This is a genomic window from Kitasatospora sp. NPDC054795 (assembly GCF_053611565.1).
Genome location: NZ_JBSHAP010000306.1, coordinates 1 through 1,262, shown reverse-complemented (window position 1 = coordinate 1,262; position 1,262 = coordinate 1). Strand labels below are relative to the sequence as shown.

The following is a 1,262-nucleotide window of genomic DNA, read 5'->3' as shown; positions in this document are numbered from 1 at the left end:
GAACGGCAGGGCCTCACGGCGTTGCCTCGGGAACTGCTCAGCTCTTGTCGGCGGCAGCCTCGGCGTCGGCCTTCGACTCAACCTTGGCGGCCTTGGCGTCCTCGGCCTCGGCCTTGGTGTCGGCCTTGGTGTCCTGGACCTCCTGGACGCGCTCGGGGACGACGCCGTCGAAGTCCTCGTCGATCTCGAGGTCGTCCTCGTCGTAGAACTCCTCGACGTCCTCCTCGTCCTCGAAGATCACACGGTCGTCGGCGTTGTCGCCGCCACCGCGCTTCTTCGCCGGCGCATCCGTCGACTCGGTCTCGTCCTCGGCCAGCTCCGGGTCGAGCGTGTCGATGAACTCCACGCCGTCGATCTCGGCCAGCCGCTCCGAGGCGTTGGTGGTGCCGTCGGTGTCGGCCTCGGCGGCCTTGGCGAACCAGTCACGGGCCTCGTCGGCCCGGCCAGCCGCGATCAGGGCCTCGGCGTAGGCGTACCGCAGGCGCGCGGTCCACGCGTGCACGGCGCTGGAAGCCAGCTCCGGGCTCTGCAGCGTCACCACGGCAGCGTCGAACTGCTCCATGTCGCTGCGAGCACCGGCCGCCACGAGACGCATCTCGACCTGGCCGGCCTTGTCCAGCTGCTTCACCTCGGGCTCACCGGCCATCGCCAGCGCCCGCTCCGGGCGGCCCAGACCGCGCTCGCAGTCGGCCATCACCGGCCACAGGTCCGCCCGGCCGGTCATCCGACGGGCGGCGCGGAACTCGGTCAGCGCCTCGGAGTAACGCTGCGTCATGTACGAGGCAAAACCGGCCGCCTCACGGACCGCCGCCACGCGGGAGGCCAGACGGAGCGCGACGCGCGAGTACTGGTAGGCCTCCTCCGGCTCGCTGTCGAGCATGCGGGCCACCATCACCAGGTTGCGGGCGACGTCGTCCGCGAGGGTCTTGGGCAGGCTCTTGAGCTCCTGGCGCACGTCCGCGTCCAGCTCGAAGCCGGTGATGTCCTCCGGGATCGGCAGACGCTTGACGGGCTCGTAGTTGCCCCGGCGGTCGTCGTAGTCCCGACGGTCACTGCCGCGGTCGTCACGGTCCCGACGGTAGCCGCCGCCCTGGCGGTCGTCACGACGGAAACCACCGCGGTCGCCACCACGGTCGTCACGGCGGAAGCCGCCGCGGTCACCGCCGGAGGGGCGGTCGTCGCGACGGAAGCCACCGCCGGAGGGGCGGTCGCCGCGGTCACGGTTGAAACCGCCACCGGAGGGACGGTCGTCACGACGGAAG

1 protein-coding gene is annotated in these 1,262 nt (G+C 71.5%); it reads right to left on the bottom strand.

What is annotated here, in order from left to right; translation table 11 throughout:
• Positions 1 to 37: 37 nt before the first annotated feature.
• A complete protein-coding gene (locus ACWGJO_RS41630; protein WP_452190975.1) occupies positions 38 to 1,000 on the bottom strand; it encodes a hypothetical protein in 963 nt (320 codons plus the stop codon).
• Positions 1,001 to 1,262: the final 262 nt, after the last annotated feature.